This window comes from Arthrobacter sp., assembly GCF_031988865.1.
Classification (GTDB): domain Bacteria; phylum Actinomycetota; class Actinomycetes; order Actinomycetales; family Micrococcaceae; genus Arthrobacter_B.
This window is the reverse complement of the sequence record NZ_DALZXY010000159.1, coordinates 1-3,463: the sequence shown is the minus strand read 5'-3', so window position 1 is coordinate 3,463 and position 3,463 is coordinate 1. Positions and strand designations below refer to the sequence as shown.

5 protein-coding genes are annotated in these 3,463 nt (G+C 66.8%); all 5 read right to left on the bottom strand.

Going from position 1 to position 3,463, the window contains the following annotated elements:
- Positions 1–120: 120 nt before the first annotated feature.
- From RTN46_RS16755 to RTN46_RS16735, 5 genes are read right to left on the bottom strand one after another with little or no spacing between them, the layout of a single operon-like run.
- Positions 121–930 carry a hypothetical protein gene (locus RTN46_RS16755; protein WP_312183119.1) on the bottom strand — a complete coding sequence of 270 codons (810 nt, stop codon included), beginning with the start codon at positions 928–930 and terminating at the stop codon, positions 121–123.
- Positions 927–1,391 (bottom strand): hypothetical protein, encoded by a 465-nt coding sequence (locus tag RTN46_RS16750; protein WP_312183118.1) that lies wholly within the window; start codon positions 1,389–1,391, stop codon positions 927–929. Before RTN46_RS16750 ends, RTN46_RS16755 begins: the two co-directional genes overlap by 4 nt.
- Positions 1,388–1,729, bottom strand: a complete 342-nt coding sequence (locus RTN46_RS16745) for a hypothetical protein (protein ID WP_312183115.1) — start codon at positions 1,727–1,729, stop codon at positions 1,388–1,390. The genes RTN46_RS16750 and RTN46_RS16745 overlap by 4 nt, the downstream gene beginning before the upstream one ends.
- A complete protein-coding gene (locus RTN46_RS16740) occupies positions 1,708–2,886 on the bottom strand; it encodes a hypothetical protein (RefSeq protein WP_312183112.1) in 1,179 nt (392 codons plus the stop codon). Before RTN46_RS16740 ends, RTN46_RS16745 begins: the two co-directional genes overlap by 22 nt.
- Complete coding sequence (locus RTN46_RS16735) at positions 2,883–3,197, bottom strand: DUF6507 family protein (protein WP_312183109.1); 315 nt, start codon at positions 3,195–3,197, stop codon at positions 2,883–2,885. The genes RTN46_RS16740 and RTN46_RS16735 overlap by 4 nt, the downstream gene beginning before the upstream one ends.
- Positions 3,198–3,463 lie beyond the last annotated feature (266 nt).

The window sequence follows — 3,463 nt, the reverse complement described above, 5'->3', positions numbered from 1 at the left end:
TTTCTCCCTCACCGGTGAGCAGGGCCGCGCTGGCTATGGCGGAGGTGTCGATGGCGAGGATAAGCACGGTGTCCATTTTACGCGGTTCACCTTCCCAGCCCGGCACTGCGTCCGCCGGGACTAGGACAGCTGCCCGCTCACCGCCCGGAGCAGGCTGCGGTACGCAGCCCCGGAAGGCCACGGCCGCAGGACCAATCCAGCCTCGGTGCGGACCAGCTGCCACGTTCCCGCAGTGCCTGCCTGGATACCCGTAGGCAGCCCGGTGCTGCCGCCTGCCGGCTGCCAGATGAACCATTCCTGTTCCCACATGTGCCGCACCACCGGGCCGCTGCCCTCCGGTGCCGGGACCTGTTCCGGGCCGGATCCGGACATCCGCGCCTGGATGGCTGCCGGATCGGGTGCAGCCTCTTCATCCAGAGTCCACGATGGGCCGATTCCCAGCCACGCTGCGAGAGCTGGGTACAGCTGGTCCAGTGAGAGGAAGTCAAGCTGCCGGTGGGTAGTTTCCGCCCCGTCCCTGCTGCGCAGCCGGGTGCAGGAAGGCCCGGCGAGCACCAGCACGCCTTCCGGTCCCAGTGCACAGTAGAAAGCGGTGCGGACTCCGCCCAGGCCTGCAGTGAGCTGCAAGGTACCCAGCGTATTTTCCAGCGGCGATGTCACCAGCCGTCCCTGCCCCTGCAACCGTCCCTTACCCGTTGCCAGGCCCGCAGCAACAAGCTCAGCCAATCCGTCCTGGGCGCTGCCGAAGCCGAACCGCCCCAGCCGGCCGCCCTTGCCCAGCATCAGCAGCAGATCCTGCGCCGCGGTGGAAAGCCAAGGGCCGTCTGAGTGGTAATCCTGGCTGGCAGCCAGACCGGAGAGCTCCTCCAGAGGTTCGCCCGTGTAACGCGCAGCAAACGGTTCCAGCCGCGGTTCAGCGTATCCGCTCACTCGGGGCCTCCTTCCGGTTCCGTCGCCGCAGCAGCGAAACGGAGGCTGCCGGCCAGATGGGCAAAGTGATCCTCATAAACGGGAAGCTGGGAGGTCCTGCAGATGGCGGTGAACGTCGTGAGCAGGCTTCTGCGGAGCAGCAACCCCTGCTGCAGGTGGAGCATTGTCCCCTGGAGTTCATAGGTGTATTCGATCCAGCGGCCGCCGTCAGTGTCCGGAACCGGCCAGAGGGTGCAACTGAGAACGTGCACCTTGTCCAGCGCCGCCAATGCCCCCGCGATGCCCTGGGTAGCGGCCCGGGCCACACTGCCGTGGAAAGCCTGGGTGTGGGCGGTGGCATTGGGTCGGAATCCTCCGGTGACCGGGGCCCGGACTACTGCTGTGTCCGTTTCGATGCTGCTCTCCCAGCCGTCGGGGACCTGCAGCTGCAGATAGCCGGTATCAAGCAATGCCGTGCTCATGCCTGCCGTTCCTTTGTGCGCTCAGCCACCCGCACCCAGCCAGGAAGCATAAATTTCGGCAGCCACACCAGGCTGACGAGGAAGGTCCAAATTCCGCCAAGCATCAGTACCAGGAGCAGACCGAGCAACGGCTTGGCCATGGAGTCCGGATCCGCATCCCACAGCAGCGTTCCCGTGAGCAGGCCGATGCCTCCATAGAGCATTCCCACCCCCGGATAGGCCCGGACGCGCGGCAGCAGCCCAGGATGGCCCAGCCAGGACCGCCAGCGGCCGGTGTGGGCCCGCCAGCCCATCGTGAGCATCACCAGGCTCAAGATCAGTCCCAGAATGAATCCCATATCTCCTTGGCTTTCTTTCCAATCTCTTCCCCCACGCCGCTGCCCACCATGCCCCCGGCGATTCCACCCACAATACCGCCCACCACCGCACCGGCTGCCGTACCGACAAACGGCACCCAACTGCCGAACACGCCACCGACCACCGCGCCGGCTTTGGCGCCCGCCCAGGCCCCGCCGGCGCCGCCGGCCAGGGAGGCACCCCCTACGATGGCCACGTTCTGTGTTACGGACCAGGCCCGCTCGCCGGAATTCCAGTCCGGGTGGAGCACCAGGTCGCTGTTGTACTGCGGGCTGCCCTGGTCCCAAGCCGTGACACCGGCGTCGAGCGTGAAAAGCCCGCGGCCTGCCCAACGTGCCCAGCCGGGAGGCGTCAGTGTATCCGCATTGGCGTCCAGCCTCAGTTCGGGCCGCGGCCGCCCATAGTCCGTCATCGGAATCGGCGGACGGTTCAGGTCCAGTACCCGTTCGGCCGGGATCAGGATTCCTGACGGCGTTCGGGTGTAGCGCACACCGCTGTCAATGACGTCATAGGCGATGTTCTCCACCCGCAGCTCCGCCGCGAGATCTCCGCTGACATCCAGGGTCCGGCGCACGTGCACGGGTGAGTGGTGGACCTGGCCCAGCACGGTGTCCGCGAGTGAGGTCGTGGTGCCGAAGGCGCGGCTGCCAAGCAGCCCACTGTCCGGAAGCAGCCCGCACGCTGCGCGAATCCCCGCAGCGCACCTGGACTCAGCCGCGGCATATTCAGCGCACAGGATCGCCACCTGCTGTTGGAGCACCCTTATTTCGGCCGTCCTGGCTTCTTCGTCGGCGCCGGATTCCTCCGGCGGGGCGCACTGGCCAGACGCTGCGATGAGATCCTCGGAACGCAGGCGCAGCCGCCGTGACTCCTGCGCAAAATCGCCCAGGGCGGTCTTGATCGATCTGGTCACTGACCTGGTCTCCGTGCCGTAGGCGGCAACCTTGTCAAATGCCCCGTAGGCGAGGCCGGCTTCCGGGGCGCCGTACACGGCACGCAGCCCTTGCCACTCGCTGTGGCAGTCCGCGGCCGTCAGGGCAGCGGACTCGCCAGCCGCGGCAAGGAAACCGGCTTGTGCAACCAGCTCATCAGCGTCAGCGAAGTCCGGCAGCAGGGAAAAATCAACACTTACGGTCATCGGGTTGACGCCATCCCGGCCTGGGCATCGGCCGCCATCTGCAGGTCCGCATCCTGGTAGGCGCCCACGGCATCGCGTACCGAAGCACAGGCGGTCTCAGCGTAGTCGGCGGCATTCGCGATCAGGAGCCCGGCATACTCCTGGTAGGCGGCGATGAGGGCATCGCCCACGACGGCGCTGCGGCCAGCCGCCTGGGCTGCCTCCACGGCGTTCCGGAGGTCCCGGGAGGCATCAGAGAAGTCCTCTGCCCGCGCCGCCGTCCGGTTTATGATGGCGTGCACTGACGCGGCATCGATGCTCCAGCTGGTCATGTCCTCCCCCAAAAAACTGTTCAGGTATCCCTGTCCAGCAAGCCTATCCAGTGCCGCCGCTACCCGCGATGGGGAGAACTGCCCATGCCAGAGGCAGGAGACTGACGGTGTCAGACACCGCCCAGGTCCGGAGCGGCGGCCCAGCGCGGGCCGTAGCCGGCAAGGCGGATGGTCCGTTCCTCGTCGTCGTCTTCCCCGGAGAAGTCGGTAACCAATTCTCCGTCCCTGCCCGGCTGTCCTCCGGTGGCGCGCAGCAGCGTTACCTC

Bases quoted from the DNA above. Each gene is read 5' to 3' on its own strand.
- RTN46_RS16750 (WP_312183118.1), bottom strand. From the start codon at position 1,391: ATGAGCACGGCATTGCTTGATACCGGCTATCTGCAGCTGCAGGTCCCC.
- RTN46_RS16745 (WP_312183115.1), bottom strand. From the start codon at position 1,729: ATGGGATTCATTCTGGGACTGATCTTGAGCCTGGTGATGCTCACGATG.
- RTN46_RS16740 (WP_312183112.1), bottom strand. From the start codon at position 2,886: ATGACCGTAAGTGTTGATTTTTCCCTGCTGCCGGACTTCGCTGACGCT.
- RTN46_RS16735 (WP_312183109.1), bottom strand. From the start codon at position 3,197: ATGACCAGCTGGAGCATCGATGCCGCGTCAGTGCACGCCATCATAAAC.